Source organism: Micromonospora sp. NPDC051300, from assembly GCF_044455315.1.
GTDB classification, from domain to species: Bacteria; Actinomycetota; Actinomycetes; order Mycobacteriales; family Micromonosporaceae; genus Micromonospora; species Micromonospora robiginosa.
On sequence record NZ_JBITEP010000027.1, the window covers coordinates 31,376 to 47,633 of the forward strand.

At 73.2% G+C, this 16,258-nt stretch carries 16 protein-coding genes; 6 read left to right on the forward strand and 10 right to left on the reverse strand.

Features of this window, described 5'->3' with window-relative positions; translation table 11 throughout:
* Nucleotides 1–4: 4 nt before the first annotated feature.
* From ACIA5A_RS24600 to ACIA5A_RS24615, 4 genes are read right to left on the reverse strand one after another with little or no spacing between them, the layout of a single operon-like run.
* Complete coding sequence (locus tag ACIA5A_RS24600) at nt 5–1,486, reverse strand: 2-hydroxymuconic semialdehyde dehydrogenase (RefSeq protein ID WP_396766748.1); 1,482 nt, start codon at nt 1,484–1,486, stop codon at nt 5–7.
* Between the two features lie 20 nt (nt 1,487–1,506).
* Entirely contained in the window at nt 1,507–2,838 is a 1,332-nt protein-coding gene (locus ACIA5A_RS24605) for an FAD-dependent oxidoreductase (protein ID WP_396766681.1), read from the reverse strand.
* Nucleotides 2,835–4,118, reverse strand: coding sequence for a kynureninase (gene kynU, locus ACIA5A_RS24610; RefSeq protein ID WP_396766683.1), 1,284 nt, complete (start codon nt 4,116–4,118; stop codon nt 2,835–2,837). Before kynU ends, ACIA5A_RS24605 begins: the two co-directional genes overlap by 4 nt.
* Before the next feature lie 16 nt (nt 4,119–4,134).
* On the reverse strand, nt 4,135–5,013 hold the full coding sequence (locus ACIA5A_RS24615) for a tryptophan 2,3-dioxygenase (RefSeq protein WP_396766685.1): 879 nt from the start codon (nt 5,011–5,013) through the stop codon (nt 4,135–4,137).
* A gap of 147 nt (nt 5,014–5,160) precedes the next feature.
* On the opposite strand from ACIA5A_RS24615, the gene ACIA5A_RS24620 reads away from it, so the two are divergent.
* The 3 genes from ACIA5A_RS24620 to ACIA5A_RS24630 all read left to right on the forward strand — a co-directional run bounded on the left by ACIA5A_RS24620 (nt 5,161) and on the right by ACIA5A_RS24630 (nt 7,076).
* A complete protein-coding gene (locus ACIA5A_RS24620; RefSeq protein ID WP_396766687.1) occupies nt 5,161–5,607 on the forward strand; it encodes an Lrp/AsnC family transcriptional regulator in 447 nt (148 codons plus the stop codon).
* Nucleotides 5,608–5,716: 109 nt separating this feature from the next.
* Nucleotides 5,717–6,229 (forward strand): hypothetical protein, encoded by a 513-nt coding sequence (locus ACIA5A_RS24625; protein ID WP_396766689.1) that lies wholly within the window; start codon nt 5,717–5,719, stop codon nt 6,227–6,229.
* A gap of 13 nt (nt 6,230–6,242) precedes the next feature.
* Nucleotides 6,243–7,076, forward strand: a complete 834-nt coding sequence (locus tag ACIA5A_RS24630) for a class F sortase (protein WP_396766691.1) — start codon at nt 6,243–6,245, stop codon at nt 7,074–7,076.
* A 13-nt stretch (nt 7,077–7,089) separates the two neighbouring features.
* Here ACIA5A_RS24630 and ACIA5A_RS24635 read toward each other — a convergent pair whose 3' ends face one another.
* Both ACIA5A_RS24635 and ACIA5A_RS24640 read right to left on the reverse strand, forming a co-directional pair.
* The gene (locus ACIA5A_RS24635) at nt 7,090–7,629 is read right to left on the reverse strand and encodes an HNH endonuclease (protein ID WP_396766693.1); all 540 of its coding nucleotides are present in this window, start codon (nt 7,627–7,629) and stop codon (nt 7,090–7,092) included.
* A 202-nt stretch (nt 7,630–7,831) separates the two neighbouring features.
* On the reverse strand, nt 7,832–9,241 hold the full coding sequence (locus ACIA5A_RS24640; protein ID WP_396766695.1) for a D-glucuronyl C5-epimerase family protein: 1,410 nt from the start codon (nt 9,239–9,241) through the stop codon (nt 7,832–7,834).
* 259 nt (nt 9,242–9,500) lie between these two features.
* Between ACIA5A_RS24640 and ACIA5A_RS24645 the strand changes: the two genes are divergently transcribed.
* From ACIA5A_RS24645 to ACIA5A_RS24655, 3 genes are all read left to right on the forward strand, one after another.
* Entirely contained in the window at nt 9,501–10,574 is a 1,074-nt protein-coding gene (locus ACIA5A_RS24645) for a mechanosensitive ion channel family protein (protein WP_396766697.1), read from the forward strand.
* A gap of 232 nt (nt 10,575–10,806) precedes the next feature.
* Nucleotides 10,807–12,174 carry an MFS transporter gene (locus ACIA5A_RS24650; RefSeq protein ID WP_396766699.1) on the forward strand — a complete coding sequence of 456 codons (1,368 nt, stop codon included), beginning with the start codon at nt 10,807–10,809 and terminating at the stop codon, nt 12,172–12,174.
* Between the two features lie 78 nt (nt 12,175–12,252).
* A complete protein-coding gene (locus tag ACIA5A_RS24655) occupies nt 12,253–12,624 on the forward strand; it encodes a globin (protein WP_396766750.1) in 372 nt (123 codons plus the stop codon).
* A 15-nt stretch (nt 12,625–12,639) separates the two neighbouring features.
* On the opposite strand, the gene ACIA5A_RS24660 is transcribed toward ACIA5A_RS24655, so the two are convergent.
* The 4 genes from ACIA5A_RS24660 to ettA form a co-directional block, all read right to left on the reverse strand.
* Nucleotides 12,640–13,227, reverse strand: coding sequence for a YbjN domain-containing protein (locus ACIA5A_RS24660; RefSeq protein WP_396766701.1), 588 nt, complete (start codon nt 13,225–13,227; stop codon nt 12,640–12,642).
* Between the two features lie 131 nt (nt 13,228–13,358).
* Nucleotides 13,359–14,027: a hypothetical protein gene (locus tag ACIA5A_RS24665; protein ID WP_396766703.1), complete on the reverse strand. Its 669-nt coding sequence runs from the start codon at nt 14,025–14,027 to the stop codon at nt 13,359–13,361.
* Complete coding sequence (locus tag ACIA5A_RS24670; protein WP_396766704.1) at nt 14,024–14,467, reverse strand: acyl-CoA thioesterase; 444 nt, start codon at nt 14,465–14,467, stop codon at nt 14,024–14,026. The genes ACIA5A_RS24665 and ACIA5A_RS24670 overlap by 4 nt, the downstream gene beginning before the upstream one ends.
* A 13-nt stretch (nt 14,468–14,480) precedes the next feature.
* Nucleotides 14,481–16,157, reverse strand: coding sequence for an energy-dependent translational throttle protein EttA (ettA, locus tag ACIA5A_RS24675; protein WP_396766706.1), 1,677 nt, complete (start codon nt 16,155–16,157; stop codon nt 14,481–14,483).
* Between the last annotated feature and the right edge of the window lie 101 nt (nt 16,158–16,258).

Consider the following 16,258-nt stretch of genomic DNA (forward strand, 5'->3'; position numbering starts at 1 on the left):
GCGCTCACGACAGATCCACGCAGACGTTCGTCAGTTCGGAGTAGAACGCCAGCGAGTGCACGCCGCCCTCGCGGCCCACACCCGACGCCTTCACCCCGCCGAACGGGGTGCGGAGGTCGCGCAGGAACCAGGTGTTGACCCAGACGATGCCGGCGTCCAGCCGAGCCCCGGCCCGGTGCGCCCGGCCCACGTCCCGGGTCCACACGGTCGCCGCCAGGCCGTAGTCGGTGCCGTTCGCCAGCGCGTACGCCTCGTCCTCGTCGTCGAACGGCGCGACGTGCACCACCGGGCCGAAGATCTCCTCGCGGTTGGTCCGGGCGTCCGCCCCGAGCCCGGTGAGCACCGTCGGTTGCACGTACGCGCCGCCGTCGCGGGCGTCGCCGAAACGCGGCGTCCCGCCACCGGCGCGCACCTCGGCGCCCTCGGCGCGGGCCAGCGCGTAGTGGCCGAGCACCTTGTCCCGGTGGCCGTGCGAGATCAGCGGCATGTTCGCCGTCGCCTCGTCGGCCGGCCAGCCGTACGCCAGCTCGTCGGCGCGCTTCGCCAGCCGCGCGGTGAACTCCTCGAACACCTGCCGCTGCACGTAGATCCGCTCGGTGCAGAGGCAGACCTGGCCACCGTTGGTGAAGCTGGACCGCACCGAGCCGGCGACCGCCGCGTCCAGGTCGGCGTCGGCGAAGACCAGGCCGGCGTTCTTGCCGCCCAGCTCGAAGCTGACCGCCTTCACCCCGTCGGCGGCGGCGCGCATGATGGCGCCGCCGGTGGCCGACTCGCCGGTGAAGGTGATCGCGTCCACGCCGGGGTGCCGGGTCAGGTGCTCGCCGGCCGAGCCGGGCCCGAACCCGTGCACCAGGTTGAACACGCCGTCCGGCACGCCGGCCGCGGCCATCACCTCGGCGAGCAGCGTGGCCGACGCCGGGGTCTCCTCGCTGGGCTTCACCACCACCGCGTTGCCGCAGGCCAGGGCCGGGGCGACCTTCCAGGTGAGCAGCAGCAGCGGCAGGTTCCACGGCACGATGACGGCGACCACGCCGACCGGCTTGCGGACCGCGTAGTTGAGCGCCCGGCCGCCGCTCGGGGTGACCGTGGTGAACGACTCGGTCGGTGCGGTCGCCACGATCTCGGCGAACGCCCGGAAGTTGGCCGCGCCGCGCGGGATGTCCAGCGTGCGGGCCTGCGAGATGGCCTTGCCGGTGTCCGCGACCTCGGCCGCCACCAGGTCGTCGAAGCGGCGTTCCAACTCGTCGGCGACCCGGCGCAGCACCTCGGCGCGGTCCCGCTCCCCCATCCGGCCCCACGGGCCGCGCAGCGCGGCCCGGCCGGCGGCCACCGCGTCGTCCACCACCGTGGACGACGCCTCGACCACCTCGAACACGGGTTCGCCGGTGACCGGGCTGCGCTTGGGGAACCGGGGGCCGGCGTCGACGAACGCGCCGCCGACGAAGTTGCGCAGCAGGCCGGGCCCGTCCGGCGCGTACCCGGTCATCAGCCGGGGGTCCCAGAGCGTCACCGCCGCCCCCTCAGCGCCGCGCCGACGCCGGCGGCCAGCAGCGCCGCCGCGCCGGCCGCGACCGCGCCGACTGTCGCGTACTGGCGGCGAACCCGGCGACGGACCTCGGCGTACGGGGTGGTGGAGAACGACACCAGCTCGTACTGGGAGACGTAGCGGCCGGGCAGCGCCCGTTCCAGCGCGTGCTCGACCGTCTTGCGGGCGCGGAACACCGGCGAGGCGACCTTGTCCCGCATCTCCACGAAGTTGGCCAGCGCCATCCGGGCGATCGCCTCGGCGTCGTCCTGGCGGCGGCGCTGGAACAGCGGCAGCGCGGCGGCCCACTCGTCGTCGCACTCGTCCAGGCAGCGGTCCAACGCGACCACGTCCTCGAACGCGCAGTTCGCGCCCTGGCCGTAGAACGGCACGATGGCGTGCGCGGCGTCGCCGACCAGGCCGACCGTGCCGGCCACCTGCCACGGCGTGCAGCGCACCGTGCCGAGCACGCCGACCGGGTTGTGCTGGTAGTCGTCGACCAGGTTCGGCGCCAGCGGGACCAGGTCCGGGTAGTGGGCGGCGAAGAACCGCTCGATCGCGGCCGGGCTGCTCAGCGACGCGAAGCTGCTGGTGCCGTGGGTGGGCCAGAACAGCGTGCAGGTGAACGAGCGGTCCGGGTTCGGCAGCGCGATCATCATCGAGGTGCCGCGCGGCCAGATGTGCAGCGCGCCCGGGTCCAGGGCGAACTCCCCGCCGATCGGCGGGATGGTCAGCTCCTTGTAGCCGTAGTCGAGGAAGTCCAGGCTCTCGGTCAGACCCCCGTACGCCAGCAGTAGCCCGCGCACGGCGGAGCCGGCGCCGTCGGCCCCGAGGACGACGGGCGCGGTGGCGGTGACCTTGCCCTGCGGGGTCTCGAACGTCATCTCGCCGCCGACCGGGTCGAGGCCGACCAGCCGGTGGTCGAACGCGAGCCGCACGCCCGGCAGCGCGGCGGCGGCGTCGAGCAGCGCGTTGTTCAGCGCGCCCCGGCTGATCGAGTTGATCGCCCGGTCCCCGGAGACGCTGTACGACTGGAACTGCGGCGCGCCGTCGACCGGGTGGATCATCCGGCCGCGCATCGGCAGCGCGTCCGCCATCACCTGCTCGTCCAGGCCGATCCGGCGCAGCGCGTCCAGGCCGCGCTCGGAGAGCGCCAGGTTGATCGAGCGGCCCCGTTCGACAGTGCCGGCGCGCGGGTCCGGCCGGCGCTCGTAGAGGGCGACCGGGTAGCCGCGCCGGGCCAGGAAACAGGCCAGCAGGCAGCCGGCCAACCCGGCCCCGACCACCGCGATCTCGTCGCGTTCCGTGCTCATCGGCCCTCCTCCGGCGACACCGTCGCGGCCAGCGCCTCGGCGACCCGCCAGCAGTCGTGGTACGTCGAGTAGAGCGGCACCGGGGCGAACCGAACGATGTCCGGTTCCCGGGCGTCGGCGATCACGCCGTGCTCGTGCCGCAGCAGCTTGGTCAGCTCGCTCGCACTTCCCGTGCCGATGCGGACGGAGAGCTGGCAGCCGCGCCGGGCCGGGTCGCGGGGCGTGACCACGGTCAGCGGCCGGCCCGGCGTCACCTCGTCGAGCAGCCGCTCCAGCCAGCCGGTGAGCCGCAGGCTGCGCTCCCGCAGCGCCGGCATGCCGACGGTGTCGAACAGCTCCAGCGAGGTCCGCACCGGACCCATCGCGAAGATCGGCGGGTTGGAGATCTGCCACGCCTCCACGGTGGCCGGTGGCCGGGACGTCGGCGTCATCTCGAACCGGGTGGCCGCCTCGGTGCTCCACCAGCCCTCGAACCGGGGCAGCGCGGGGTCGCCGAGGTGGCGCTCGTGGACGAAGACGCCGCCGAGCGCGCCCGGCCCGGAGTTGAGATATTTGTAGGAGCACCAGGCCGCGAAGTCGACGTCCCAGTCGTGCAGCGCCAGCGGCACGTTGCCGGCCGCGTGCGCCAGGTCCCAGCCGACGACCGCGCCGGCGGCCCGGCCCGCTGCGGTGATCGCCGGGATGTCCATCAGCTCGCCGGTCAGGTAGTTGACGCCGCCGAGCAGCAGCAGCGCCACCGTGTGCCCCTCGGCCGCCAGGAAGTCGGTGACGTCGGCGGTGCGCAGGGTGTCCTCGCCCGGGCGGGGCGTGAGGCGTACCACCGTGGCGTCCGGGTCGAGGCCGTGGAAGCGGGCCTGGCTGCGCACCGCGTAGCTGTCCGAGGGGAAGGCGCTGTCCTCGATGACGATCCGGGTGCGCTCCCCGGCCGGGCGGTAGAAGCTGACCATCAGCAGGTGCAGGTTGACCGTCAGCGAGTTCATCACCACGGTCTCGGTGGGCCGCGCGCCGACCAGCCGGGCGGCCGGCGCGGTCAGCAGCTCGTGGTAGGGCAGCCAGGGCCGGTCCGCCTCCAGGTGCCCCTCGACGCCGAGCCGGCGCCAGGCGTCCAGGTCGGCGGCGAGTTCGTCTGCGGTGGCCCGGGGTTGCAGGCCGAGCGAGTTGCCGGCCAGGTACGCCACGTCGGGGTGCCGCCCGCCCTCGGCCGGCGGCACGTGGAACAGGTGCCGGTGACCGGGGTCGGCGGCGTCGAGCCGGTGGGCTTCGCTCTCGGGGGTGTGCATTGCGTTGTTCTCCGCCTCACATCGCGGTACGGGCCGACCACAGCTCCGGGAAGACCACCCGGGCCATGCTGCGCTGCAACCATGCCAGCCCGGCCGAACCGCCGCTGCCCACCTTCGCGCCCATGGTGCGCTGCACGGCCTTGACGTGGTTCCAGCGCCAGTCGCCGAACCGCTCGGCCACCTCGGTCAACGCGTCGCCGAGCAGCCGCAGGTGGTTGTCCGGGCCGGCGTCGCCGTAGACGCGCACCCAGGCCGCCTCGACGCTCGGGTGCGACTCGTGCTCGACCGTCACGTCCCGCTCCAGCAGCTCGGCCGGCAGGGCGAAGCCCCGGCGGGCGAGCAGCGCGACCACGTCGTCCCAGAGGCTCGGCGTGGCCAGCGCGGCGGTCAGCTCGGCGTGCACGTCGGTCTGCCGGCGGAACGGGCGGATCAGCGCCGGGTCCCGCAGGCCGAGCAGGAACTCCAACTGCCGGTACATCGCCGACTGGAAGCCGGAGCCCTCGCCGAGGCGGTCGCGGAAGCGGTTGAAGTCGGCCGGGGTCATCCACCGCAGCCCCTGCCAGGCCGCGTTGAGCCCCTCCAGGTGCAGCGCGGCGCGGCGCAGCGGCGGCAGCGCCTCCCAGACCCGGTTGGCCCGCACCTCGCGCTGGGCGTGCCGCAGCTCGTGGCAGGTGAGCTTGAAGTACAGCTCCATGATCTGGCTGACCATCAGGAAGGACATCTCGCCCGGGTCCTCGCTGAGCGGCTGCTGGAGCCGGTGCAGCGTGCTGGCGTGGACGTAGGCGTCGTAGGGCACGCGCTCGGCGAACTCCAGCGTCGGCTCGCCGCCGTTGCGCGCCGCCCGGGCGGCCCGCTGCTGCGGGGTGGCCGGGCGCACCGCCGTCGTGTGTTCCACCGTCTTCTCCGTCCGTGCGCGGGGTAGACGCCATGATCCCGCCGGTGGACGCACGGACGGAATGCCTGTTCAACGGCGGTAGGGTGGGCTGACTTCATGAACTGAAAGCATCTCGGGTCACCGACTTCACGGAAGAAAGGTCGCCGCGTGGACGACATGGACTGGGCGTTGCTGCGCGAGCTGCAGGCCGACGCCCGGCTCTCCTACAGCGAGCTGTCCCGCCGCGTGCACCTGTCACCGCCGGCCGTCGCGGAACGGGTGCGCCGGCTGGAGGAGTCGGGGGTGATCACCGGCTACCACGCGCACGTTGACCTGGCCCGGGCCGGGCGGACCGTGCTCGCGCTGATCCGGATGTCCTGCTACGGCGCCCGCTGCATCCTCAACGACCCGGACGTGGCGCGCTGGCCGCAGATCATGGAGATCCACCGGATCACCGGCGACGCGTGCAGCATGCTCAAGGTCGCCGCCGGGTCGATGGGCGAGTTCGAGGCGGTGATCGACCGCCTGGCCCCGTACGGCCAGCCCGCCAGCACGATGGTCCTCTCCACGCCGCTCGCGTGGCATCCGGTGGAGAAAGGAGGGGCCCCCGCTTAACGCCTCCGGTATAGGAGGGGGCCCCTGTTAACAGCCCCGCCGACCGGGAAGGCAGCCCCCGCTGCCCGTCAGCGGGTCCGGTGCGCCGCCGCACCGGGAGGGGAGAACCATGCGAGGGCTTCTGTCACATCGCGCGCTGTCGTCCGTCCTGGGCCTGGTCGGCCTGGTCGCGGCGTTCGTCCTGACCACGGCCGTACCGGCCCGGGCCGGGGAGAGCGTCTTCATCGAGGTGACGCCGAACAGCGTCCAGGCCGGCTCCCGGGTCAACCTGCGGGCCGGCTGCGACAACAACAACGACCGCCAGGCGCAGGTCACCTCGGACGCGTTCGGCCGGGTGACGCTGCGCTCGAACAACGGCTTCCTGACCGGCGCGGTCACCGTGCCCGGCAACAAGACGCCCGGCGACTACCCGGTCAACCTGGACTGCGCCAACGGCAACACCGCCTCGACCATGCTCACCGTGCTGAACATGTCGCAGCCGAGCAAGGGCCCGGCGACCGGCGGCGGGGGCACCGCGGGCGAGGGCCGGGGCGCGGGCTCGCTGCTGCTGGTCGGCGGCCTGGTGGCGGTGGCCGTGGTGGCCGGCGTGAGCGCCCGCCGCAAGACCGGTGGCCGCGTCTGACCCCGGCGCCGACATGGCCCACTCACCGCGCCGCCACGGCGCCGGCCGGCGGCGTCGCCCGCCACCGGAGGGGACCGGGCGGATCCGGTCCGCGCTGCGACTGGCCTCGGCCGCCGCGCGCCGGTTCCGCCACACCGCCGGGCACGCGTTCTCGGCGAGCGTCACCACCGCCGACCCGCCGGACCGCCCGGGCGCGGCCCGCGCCGCGCCGGCCACCACCCGGCGGTACGCCCCGAGGCGCGGTCCCGGCGTCCCGGTGCTCGTGGTGGCGGCCCTGATGGCGATGATCGTGGCCATGCTCGGGGTGGAACGGGTGACCGGGGCCAGCGTGCTGCCGGACCGGATCGTGGCCGGCCTGCGGCCGCCGCCGAAGAAGTTCCCGGTGCTGCCGGCCAGCCCGCCGACCGACCTGACCATCGGCAAGCTCGACCTGCGCGCGCCGGTGCACCGGGTGGGCATCGCGCCCGACGGCAGCATCGCCGTGCCGGACGTCAGCCGGGCCGGCGAGGTCGGCTGGTACGACCAGGGCCCCACCCCCGGCCAGTACGGCCCGGCGGTGTTCGTCGGGCACGTCGACACCACCACCGGGCCGGCCGTCTTCCACGGGCTGCGGGACCTCGACGACGGCGACCGGATCGAGGTGACCCGGCAGGACCGCTCGGTGGCGGTCTTCGAGGTGACGTCGATCGAGCGCTACGGCAAGGAGAAGCTGCCGGTGCAGGAGGTCTACGGGGACTTCAGCCGCCCCGCCCTTCGGCTGATCACCTGTGGCGGGCGGTGGGTGGGCGGCGAGACCGGCTACGCCGACAACCTGGTCGTCTACGCCTCGCTGGTCAAGGCGCGCTGAACGGCCGACCGGCTCAGGCCGCCTCGGTCTCCGGCTCGCGCAGGTCGAGCCAGTCGGCCCAGCGCGGGTCGGGGGCCCGGTGGCCCAGCACCCGCCAGGCGTTGCCCTTCGGCGCCACCGGCGGGTGGTGCAGCCGCCAGCCCAGCTCGGCCGGCGTCTTGTCGCCCTTGGTGTGGTTGCACCGGGCGCAGGCGGCGACGACGTTCTCCCACGCGTGCCGGCCGCCCCGGCTGCGCGGGAAGACGTGGTCGATGGTCTCCGCCGGCCCGCGGCAGTAGGCGCACCGCCACCCGTCGCGGGCGAAGATCGCCCGGCGGGAGAGCCCGACGTGGGTGCGGTAGGGCACCCGGACGTAGCGGGTCAGCCGCACCACCGAGGGGATCGGGAGCGTGTTGCGCGCGCTGTGCAGGATGCCCTCGCCGTCGGCCACGCAGACCGCCTTGGCGGAGAGGATGAGGATGGCGGCGCGACGCACCGACACGACGCACAGGGGTTCGTAGGTGGCGTTGAGAACGAGCGCACCGGAGCCCGCCGTGGGTCGTATGTCAGGCATCGCGCTTCACCCTCCCGGTCCAGCCCGCTTCCGCCGCCTCTGCGCCGGAACCGCCCCGCGGACAACGCGGAACGACCCCGACGCCGGCCGGATCACCGACGTCCGTTGCGCCAATAGTCCCTGATCGCGCCCCCGATTGCACGCACGAATCTTCAAGCTGCCCGTCGGATCACCCGCAACGGGTCGTTCGGCGGAACTCGCGCTACGCCACACCGGCACCGCGCAGCGTGTTGAGCCTGACCCAGTGGCCGGCGTAGGCGCCGGAGGCCAGCCGGTAGTGCTGCGTACCGTTGAGGACTGCGCGCAGGTCGACGGTCACCCGGTCGCCCACCGCGAGGCCGGCCGCCACCGAGTCCATCCGCCCGTCCGGGTCGATGGTGTACGCCTTCACGGGCGCGACGGCGACCACGGCCGCCCGCGGGATGCGGTAGCCGATCGCCGCCGTCCGCCCGATCTGGTACGACCTCCCGGGGATCTCCTCGACCAGGTAACCGCGCAGGCTCCCGTCGCTGACGGCGTACCAGGTGCCGGCCTGGCGCAGCACCCGGTGCCGCTCGGAGGACGTCACCTCACCACCCCGGGGCAGGGAGATCCGCTTCCGCTCAAGGACCGCGCCGGTCGCGTCGAACCGGTAACCCACGTGCGTCCCCGGGGCGAGCATGACCGTTCCGGACACCCCACGTGGCGGGTGGTCGGAGTAGAACAGATCCATGATCCCGGCGAACGTCGGGTCGCCGGTGATCGCGTGCAGCACGGAGTGCTGCAGGATGTGGGTGGTGTGGTAGAAACCCGCGTCCTTGCGGTGGGTGAGGCAGTACCTGCTCCGCCACCCGCGGGTGCGGACGAGGTGGTGCACGTCCCGGGCGGTGGTGATCGCCCCCTGGAGCATCCGCTCGGCCCGGGCGTCCCGGCTCAGGCTCCAGTAGTCCCAGAGGCCGAAGGCCGAGAAGATGTGCCCGTTGTAGGTCTGGTCGCCGCGCACCCGCGTCGGGTGCGCGTACTCCTCCAGCCAGAGCAGCCCGCCCTTGACGTACACCCCCCACGGTCTCCCCGCCACCGGCGGGATCAGGTAGGAGGCGAACGTGGCGTCGGCGGCCTGGCGCCACCGGGTGCGCTGCCCCAGGATCTGCGCCAGTCGGACGAACAGGCTCATCGCCTGCCCCTGGGCCATCATCGAATACCACGGCGTCTCGTAGATGTCGGACTCGCGGTGCATGGCGTGCCGGAAGCGGTACGGGTAGAACCAGCCGTACCGATGGACGACCCGCCGGTCGATCAGGCGCTGCGCCTGTGCCATCGCCCGCCGGAGGTACACCTGCTCGCCGGTGACCCGGTAACTCTCCAGCAGGTTGATGCCGTACTGGGCCTGCCCGACGGGATGGTCGTAGAGCTTCCCGGTGAGCAGCGCCATGCGTACGCCGTGCTCGTCGTGCGTACCCGGGTCGGCGATCGGCAGTCGGACGCCGCTGTGGTACGGCCGCTGGCCCAGCGGCAGATCGCGGATCTCGAACGGGTCGCGGCGGAATCCGACCGACGCGTCGGCGGACAACCGCGCCGCCCCCGCCGCCACCAGCGGCGCGGTGCCGACCGCCGCCGCGGCCACCGTCAGCACCTGCCGACGGGACCAGGGTGGCCGGGTGCCTGAGAAATCCCCCGCCATGTCGCTCTTCTCCCCCTTGCTCCGCCCAACCTCGACCTGGACGGCCGGTCGCGAGGCCCCCGTGCGGGCCGGGGCGCGTTTCTCACCCCTCCGGTGGACGGCGCCGAGGGGGGATCTGGTTGCCTGGCCGCCCGGCGAGCAGTCGGGCGGGTCACCACCGGCCGCTCGGGCACCGCGGCGCCGGTGGGTCCGCGCGGGACGGGCCCGGCCCATGCGGTACGAAAGCACGGTGAACGTCTCCGACCTGATCACCGCGCTGCTGTCCGCGTTCTCCGACCGGCGCCCGGACTGCCAGGGCAGCACCTCCTGCGAGTTCCTCTACCGGCTCACCGGGTCCGCCTGGTTCGCCGAGAGCAGCTACTGGGTGCTGCTCAAGCCGCTGCGGGTGGCCCTGATCCTGCTGATCGCCGTGGCCGCCCGCTGGGCCCTGCACCGGACCATCAACCGGCTGGTGCGCACCACCACCCAGGGCGCGGTGCCGACCATGCTGCGGCCGCTGCGCGAACGCATCCCCAGCGCCACGCTGGACCCGGAGCAGTTCGTGCCGGAGCGGCGGCGGCAGCGGGCCGAGGCGATCGGGTCGGTGCTGCGCAGCCTGGTCACCGCGTTCGTCTTCGGCATCGCGCTGCTGATGATGCTCAAGGAGTTCAGCTTCGACCTGGCGCCGCTGCTGGCCAGCGCGGGGATCGCCGGCGTGGCGCTCGGCTTCGGCGCGCAGAGCCTGGTCAAGGACCTGATCGCCGGCCTGTTCATGCTGATCGAGGACCAGTACGGCGTGGGCGACACGGTGGACCTGGGCGAGGCGACGGGCGTGGTGGAGGCGGTGGGCCTGCGGGTGACCACGGTGCGCGACGGCCGGGGCGTGCTCTGGTACATCCGCAACGGCGAGATCGTCCGGGTCGGCAACAAGAGCCAGGGCTGGGCGCTCGTCGTGGTGGACCTGCCGATCGGTTTCGCCGGCACCGAGGACGCCACCGCGGTGCTGCGGACCGCGGCGGCGTCGGTGGCGCTGGACCCGGAGTTGGCCCCGATGATCGTGGAGCAGCCGGAGGTGCTCGGCGTCGAGCAGGTGACAGTCGACGGCTCGGTGATCCGTACCGTGGTCAAGACCACCGCCGACGGACAGTTCGCGGTGGGCCGCGAGTTGCGCCGCCGGCTCGCGGAGGCGTTGGAGAACTCCGGGATCACCGCCCAGATCGCCGCCGCCCGGCTCTATCCCGGGCTGCCGCCGCAGCCACCGCGGCCGTCCCGGGGCGAGGGCACGGGCACCGGCGGAGCCACCTGAGGCCGGCCACGACGGGACGATTTCGGGGGTCGCGCGTCGCGCGGCCCCTCGGGTATCGTCCGTTCGTTCAGTCGGAGATGCGACGATCTATCCGTTCGCCCTAGTCAGTTGTCAGACGATCGGGCAGAATCCGGGAAACACCCTCCACCGGGGAGTGTGTTCGTGTCCTCGCCGATCGGTTGATCTGACGACGGTTCCCGGTCGGGCCATCACAAGTGGCCGGCCCGGAACGATGGAGGCGACGGTGTCCGACCAGCGGCCCGCCCAGGAGAGCCCGGCCACCTTCCGCGACGTCTTCGCTCAACCGGAGTTCCGCGCCCTCTTCGCGGCCAACGTCCTGTCCTGGGTCGGCGACTACCTCGCCAAGGCCGCGGTCACCGTGCTCGTGCTGCGCGAGACCCAGTCGGTGGCGCTCTCCGCCGCCGCGTTCGCGGCCAGCTACCTGCCCTGGCTGATCGGCGGCCCGCTGCTCTCCGCGCTCGCCGAGCGACACCGCTACCGCCGGGTGATGGTGCTCTGCGACCTGATCCGGATGGCGCTGATGGTGCTGGTCGCCATGCCCTTCATGCCGGCCTGGTCGATCCTCGCCCTCGTCTTCGTGGCGACGCTGGCCAACCCGCCGAGCCAGGCGGCCCGCTCGGCGTTGCTGCCGCACATCCTCACCGGCGACCGGCTGGTGGTGGGCCTCACCGTCTCCACAAGCGCGGTGCAGGTCGCCCAGGTGGTCGGCTACCTGGCCGGCGCCGCCATCGCGGTGCTCAACCCGAGCACCGCCCTGCTGATCAACGCGGGCACGTTCGCCCTGTCGGCCGCGCTGGTCCGGTTCGGGCTGCGGGACCGCCCCCCGGCGATGACCGAGGCGCACCGCAGTCACCTGCTGCGGGAGACCGCCCAGGGCTTCCGGATCGTCTTCGAGCGGCCGGTGCTGCGCGCCATCGCGGTGCTGGTGTTCAGCGCCATGCTCTTCTCGATCGTCCCCGAGGGGCTCGCCGCCGGCTGGGCCGCCGACCGGACCGGCGGCGGCATGGACGCCGGCACCGCCCAGGCGGTGATCATGGCGGCCAACCCGGTGGGCTACGTCCTCGGCGGCCTGCTCCTCGCCCGGCTGGCCAGCCCGTCCCGCCGGCTGACCCTGATGCCGGTGCTCGCGGTCGTCGCGCCGGCGGTGCTCGTACCCTCGCTCCTCGACCCGCCGCCGGCCGTGGTGGCCCTGCTGGCCGGCGCGTGCGGTTTCGCGGTCGGCGGCCTCGTCCCGGTCGCCAACGGACTCTTCGTGCAGGCGCTGCCGGACGGCTACCGCGCGCGGGCGTTCGGAGTGATGGCCAGCGGCACGCAGATCATCCAGGGGGCCTCGGTGCTGGCCACCGGCGCGCTGGCCGAGCGGTTCACCATTCCGACCGTGGTCGGGCTCTGGAGCGCGGCCGGGGTGCTCCTCATGCTCGCCGCCGCGATCACCTGGCCCCGCCCGGCGACGATCGCGGCGGCCGTCGAGACCGCCCGGTCCGAGTCGGCCCCCTGCAGCGCGCAGGCGCCGCAGCGGGGGCCGGCGGCGGGCGACCGGGGGCGCGAGCACGGCCGGCACCGGCACGCGGTGACGTGACGCGCGCCGCCCGGAGGACGGGCGCGCCCGCCGGGTGGCACCTGGCAGGATGGAAACGTGACTTCCCCAGGCGAGTCGATGACGCTGTTCGAGGCGATCGGCGGTGAGCCCGCCTTCCGCAAGCTGGTCGACGTGTTCTACGCCGGCGTCGCCGACGACCCGCTGCTGCGGCCGATGTATCCGGAGGAGGACCTCGGTCCGGCGGCGGACCGGCTGACCCACTTCCTGATCCAGTACTGGGGCGGCCCGCGGACCTACTCGGAGCAGCGCGGGCACCCGCGGCTGCGGATGCGGCACGCCCCGTTCCGGATCGGCGCCGCCGAGCGCGACGCCTGGCTGCGGCACATGCGGCAGGCGGTGGACGCGCTGGACCTGCCGCCGCAGTTGGCCGGCGCGCTCTGGGACTACCTGGAGCGGGCCGCCTACTTCATGGTGAACGCGGAGGACTGACCCGCCCGGCGACGCTCAGAGCAGGGCGCCCTCGTCGTGCAGCCAGTCGACGAACGTGGTGGCCACCGCCGCGCCGCAGTCGAGCATCTCGACCAGGAGCGCGTCGTGGGTGCCGGCGCCGAGCGGCACCTGCAGCTCGGCGTAGATCGGCAGTTGGCCGCGCTCGGTCGGGTCGCCGATGTAGGCCTTGCAGAACCGGCGGGTGTGGTTCCACTCGTTGACCACCCGGTAGGCCCGGTCGGCCCAGTCCGGCGGCACCGTCGCGTGTGGACGGGCCCGCATCACCAGGATCTCGTCCTCCGGGCCCTCCAGCGCGACGAGCACGGCGTGCCGCTCCCACATGGCCAGCAGGTTGCCGTCGCCGTCGGCCAGGTAACGCACGTCGAGCAGGTCGAGCGCGTCGCAGACCCGGCCGAGGGTGACCGGGGCGACAGTGGCCGGCATGTCCGCGATGACGGACCGCTCGGGTGTCGCCGCCGCGTCGTCACCCGGCTGGCGCGGGGTCGGTGGCCCGACCCGGACGGCGTCGTCCACTGTGGTCCCGCTTCGAGTTTCCGGATCGCCGCCACCGGCGGGACCGGGGCGCCATGACCACCACGGCATCGCTCGCGCACCTCACTCCCCAGCGGATCCAGTCGCCTACGGTGCGTTGGATCCGAGGATGGACGGTACCCGGACAGCCGGCAGGAGGCATCCCCCCAACGACCGCCCCGGCCCGGAAGAACGATGCCGGGTCATCCGTTCGGATGAACTCTGGTAGGCGTGAGTGCAAGGTCCGCGACGGTCCGCGACCATGCCGCCCCGTACGGACCGACCAGACCGACCCAACGGCCCGCCACCCGCACCTGAACGTCGCCGTCGCCGAGGAAGCCCATCCGCACCACGCCCTGCACCAACCGCTGCGACACCTCCACCGGCGCCGCCGGCGCCTCGTCCGGGGTCACCACCACCGCGACGTGGTCGAGCAACGCGTCCCGCAGCACCCGCTGGCCGACCGCCCGGCCCGCCACCCCGTGGGTGGCCGCCTCGCGCAGCGTGCCGGCGGCCGCGTCCGCGATCCGGCGCAGCTCCGCGCCGGGCAGCACCTCGACCGGCCGGCTGGCCGGCGGCGGCAGCGGCCAACGCCAGCCGTCGTCCCGCCGCCGGGGCAGCGCCGTGCCGCCGGCGCCCAGTTCGGCCAGCAGGTCGCCGGCGGCGACCGTCGCGTCGCCGGGTGCCGTGCCGGGCACGGTGCGGACCACCAGCACGTCCCACGGCAGGCGGGCCCAGAGGGCGGTCCGGCCGGTGCCCGGCACCGGCCGGAGGCGGACCAGCACGGCCGGGTCGAGCCGGACCAGGCGGGCCAGGAAGGCCCCGGCGTCGGCCACCCCGGCCAGCCCGTGCCCGGCCGTCGGCCCGGTCATCCGGTGAGCCCGGGCGCGTAGCGGAGCAGGAACGCCCGCTCCTCGGCCGAGATCCGGCGCGGGCGTTGCACGGACAGGTCGAACGGGACCAGCACCGAGCGGGCGGTGCCGGCCAGCGTGTCGCCGTCGTACAGCTCGTAGGCGACCGAGAAGGACGCGGCCCGGATCTGGTCCACCCACAGCTCGATCCGGACCGTCGGGGCCGCCTCCGCGCTGGACCGGCCGAGCGCGTAGTCGACCGGGCGCAGGTAGTCGACCTCGTGCCGGCGGATGACCACCCCGTCGGCGAACGAGTCGACGCCCCACGCCCGGCCGCCGGCGAACATCATCGCCACCCGGGCCTCCTCGTAGAGCGTGAGGAAGCGGGCGTTGTTGACGTGGCCGTACGCGTCCAGGTCGGACCAGCGCAGCGCGCAGTGGTAGACGAACCGGTCAGACAAGGGTCAGCACCGGTCAGTCACGGGTGAGCTTGCGGTAGGTCACCCGGTGCGGGCGGGCCGCCTCGGCGCCGAGCCGGTCGATCTTGTTCTTCTCGTACGCCTCGAAGTTGCCCTCGAACCAGAACCACTTCGACGGCTCCTCCTCGGTGCCCTCCCAGGCGAGGATGTGCGTGGCCACCCGGTCCAGGAACATCCGGTCGTGGGAGATGACCACGGCGCAGCCGGGGAACTCCAGCAGCGCGTTCTCCAGGCTGGAGAGCGTCTCCACGTCCAGGTCGTTGGTCGGCTCGTCGAGCAGGATGACGTTGCCGCCGATCTTGAGCGTCAGCGCCAGGTTGAGCCGGTTCCGCTCGCCACCGGAGAGCACCTTTGTCGGCTTCTGCTGGTCCGGCCCCTTGAAGCCGAACGCGGCGATGTACGCCCGCGACGGCATCTCGACCTTGCCCACCATGAGGTGGTCCAGGCCGTCGGAGACGACCTCCCAGACGGTCTTGTCGCCGTCGAGGCCCTGCCGGTTCTGGTCGACGTACGACAGCGAGACGGTCGGGCCGACCTTCACGTCGCCGCCGGTCGGCTGCTCCAGCCCGACGATGGTCTTGAACAGCGTGGTCTTGCCGACGCCGTTCGGGCCGATGATGCCGACGATGCCGTTGCGCGGCAGCGAGAAGGACAGGTCGTCGATCAGCACCCGGTTGCCGAAGCCCTTGGTCAGGTCGTGTGCCTCGATGACGGTGCTGCCCAGCCGCGGACCCGGCGGGATCTGGATCTCCTCGAAGTCCAGCTTGCGGGTCTTCTCCGCCTCGGCGGCCATCTCGTCGTAGCGGTCGAGGCGGGCCTTGGACTTGGTCTGCCGGGCCTTGGCGTTCGACCGGACCCACTCCAGCTCGTCGGAGAGGCGCTTCTTCATCTTGGCGTCGCGGCGACCCTCGACGGCCAGCCGGGCGGCCTTCTTCTCCAGGTAGGTGGAGTAGTTGCCCTCGTACGGGTAGGCCCGACCGCGGTCCAGCTCCAGGATCCAGTTCGCCACGTTGTCCAGGAAGTACCGGTCGTGGGTGATGGCGATGACGGTGCCGGCGTACTTGGCCAGGTGCTGCTCCAGCCACTGCACGCTCTCCGCGTCCAGGTGGTTGGTGGGCTCGTCGAGCAGCAGCAGGTCGGGCGCCTCCAGCAGCAGCTTGCACAGCGCGACCCGGCGGCGCTCACCACCGGAGAGCTTGGTGACGTCGGCGTCCGGCGGCGGGCAGCGCAGCGCGTCCATGGCCAGTTCGAGCTTGGAGTCGATGTCCCAGGCGTCGGCGTTGTCCAGTTCCTCCTGGAGCCGGCCCATCTCCTCCATCAACTCGTCGGAGTAGTCGGTGGCCATCTGCTCGGCGATGGCGTTGAAGCGCTCCAGCTTCGTCTTGATCTCGGCGACCGCCTCCTCGACGTTGCCGAGGACGGTCTTGCTGTCGTTGAGCGGGGGCTCCTGGGCGAGCATGCCGACGGTGAAGCCGGGCATCAGCCGGGCCTCGCCGTTGCTCGGCTGGTCCCACCCTGCCATGATCTTGAGAAGGCTGGACTTACCAGCGCCGTTCGGGCCGACCACACCGATCTTGGCCCCCGGCAGGAAGTTCAGCGTCACGTTGTCGAGCACGACCTTGTCGCCGTGCGCCTTGCGCGCCTTCTCCAGGACGTAGATGAACTGGGCCACGGTGCGGGCTACCTCCGTCGGTTGCGATCGCGGGCTTGCGGGTGCGGGGCGCGGGCTTCGACCTCCGCCCGCCGCCGCGGGCCGGGAGCCGGCCGCGCACA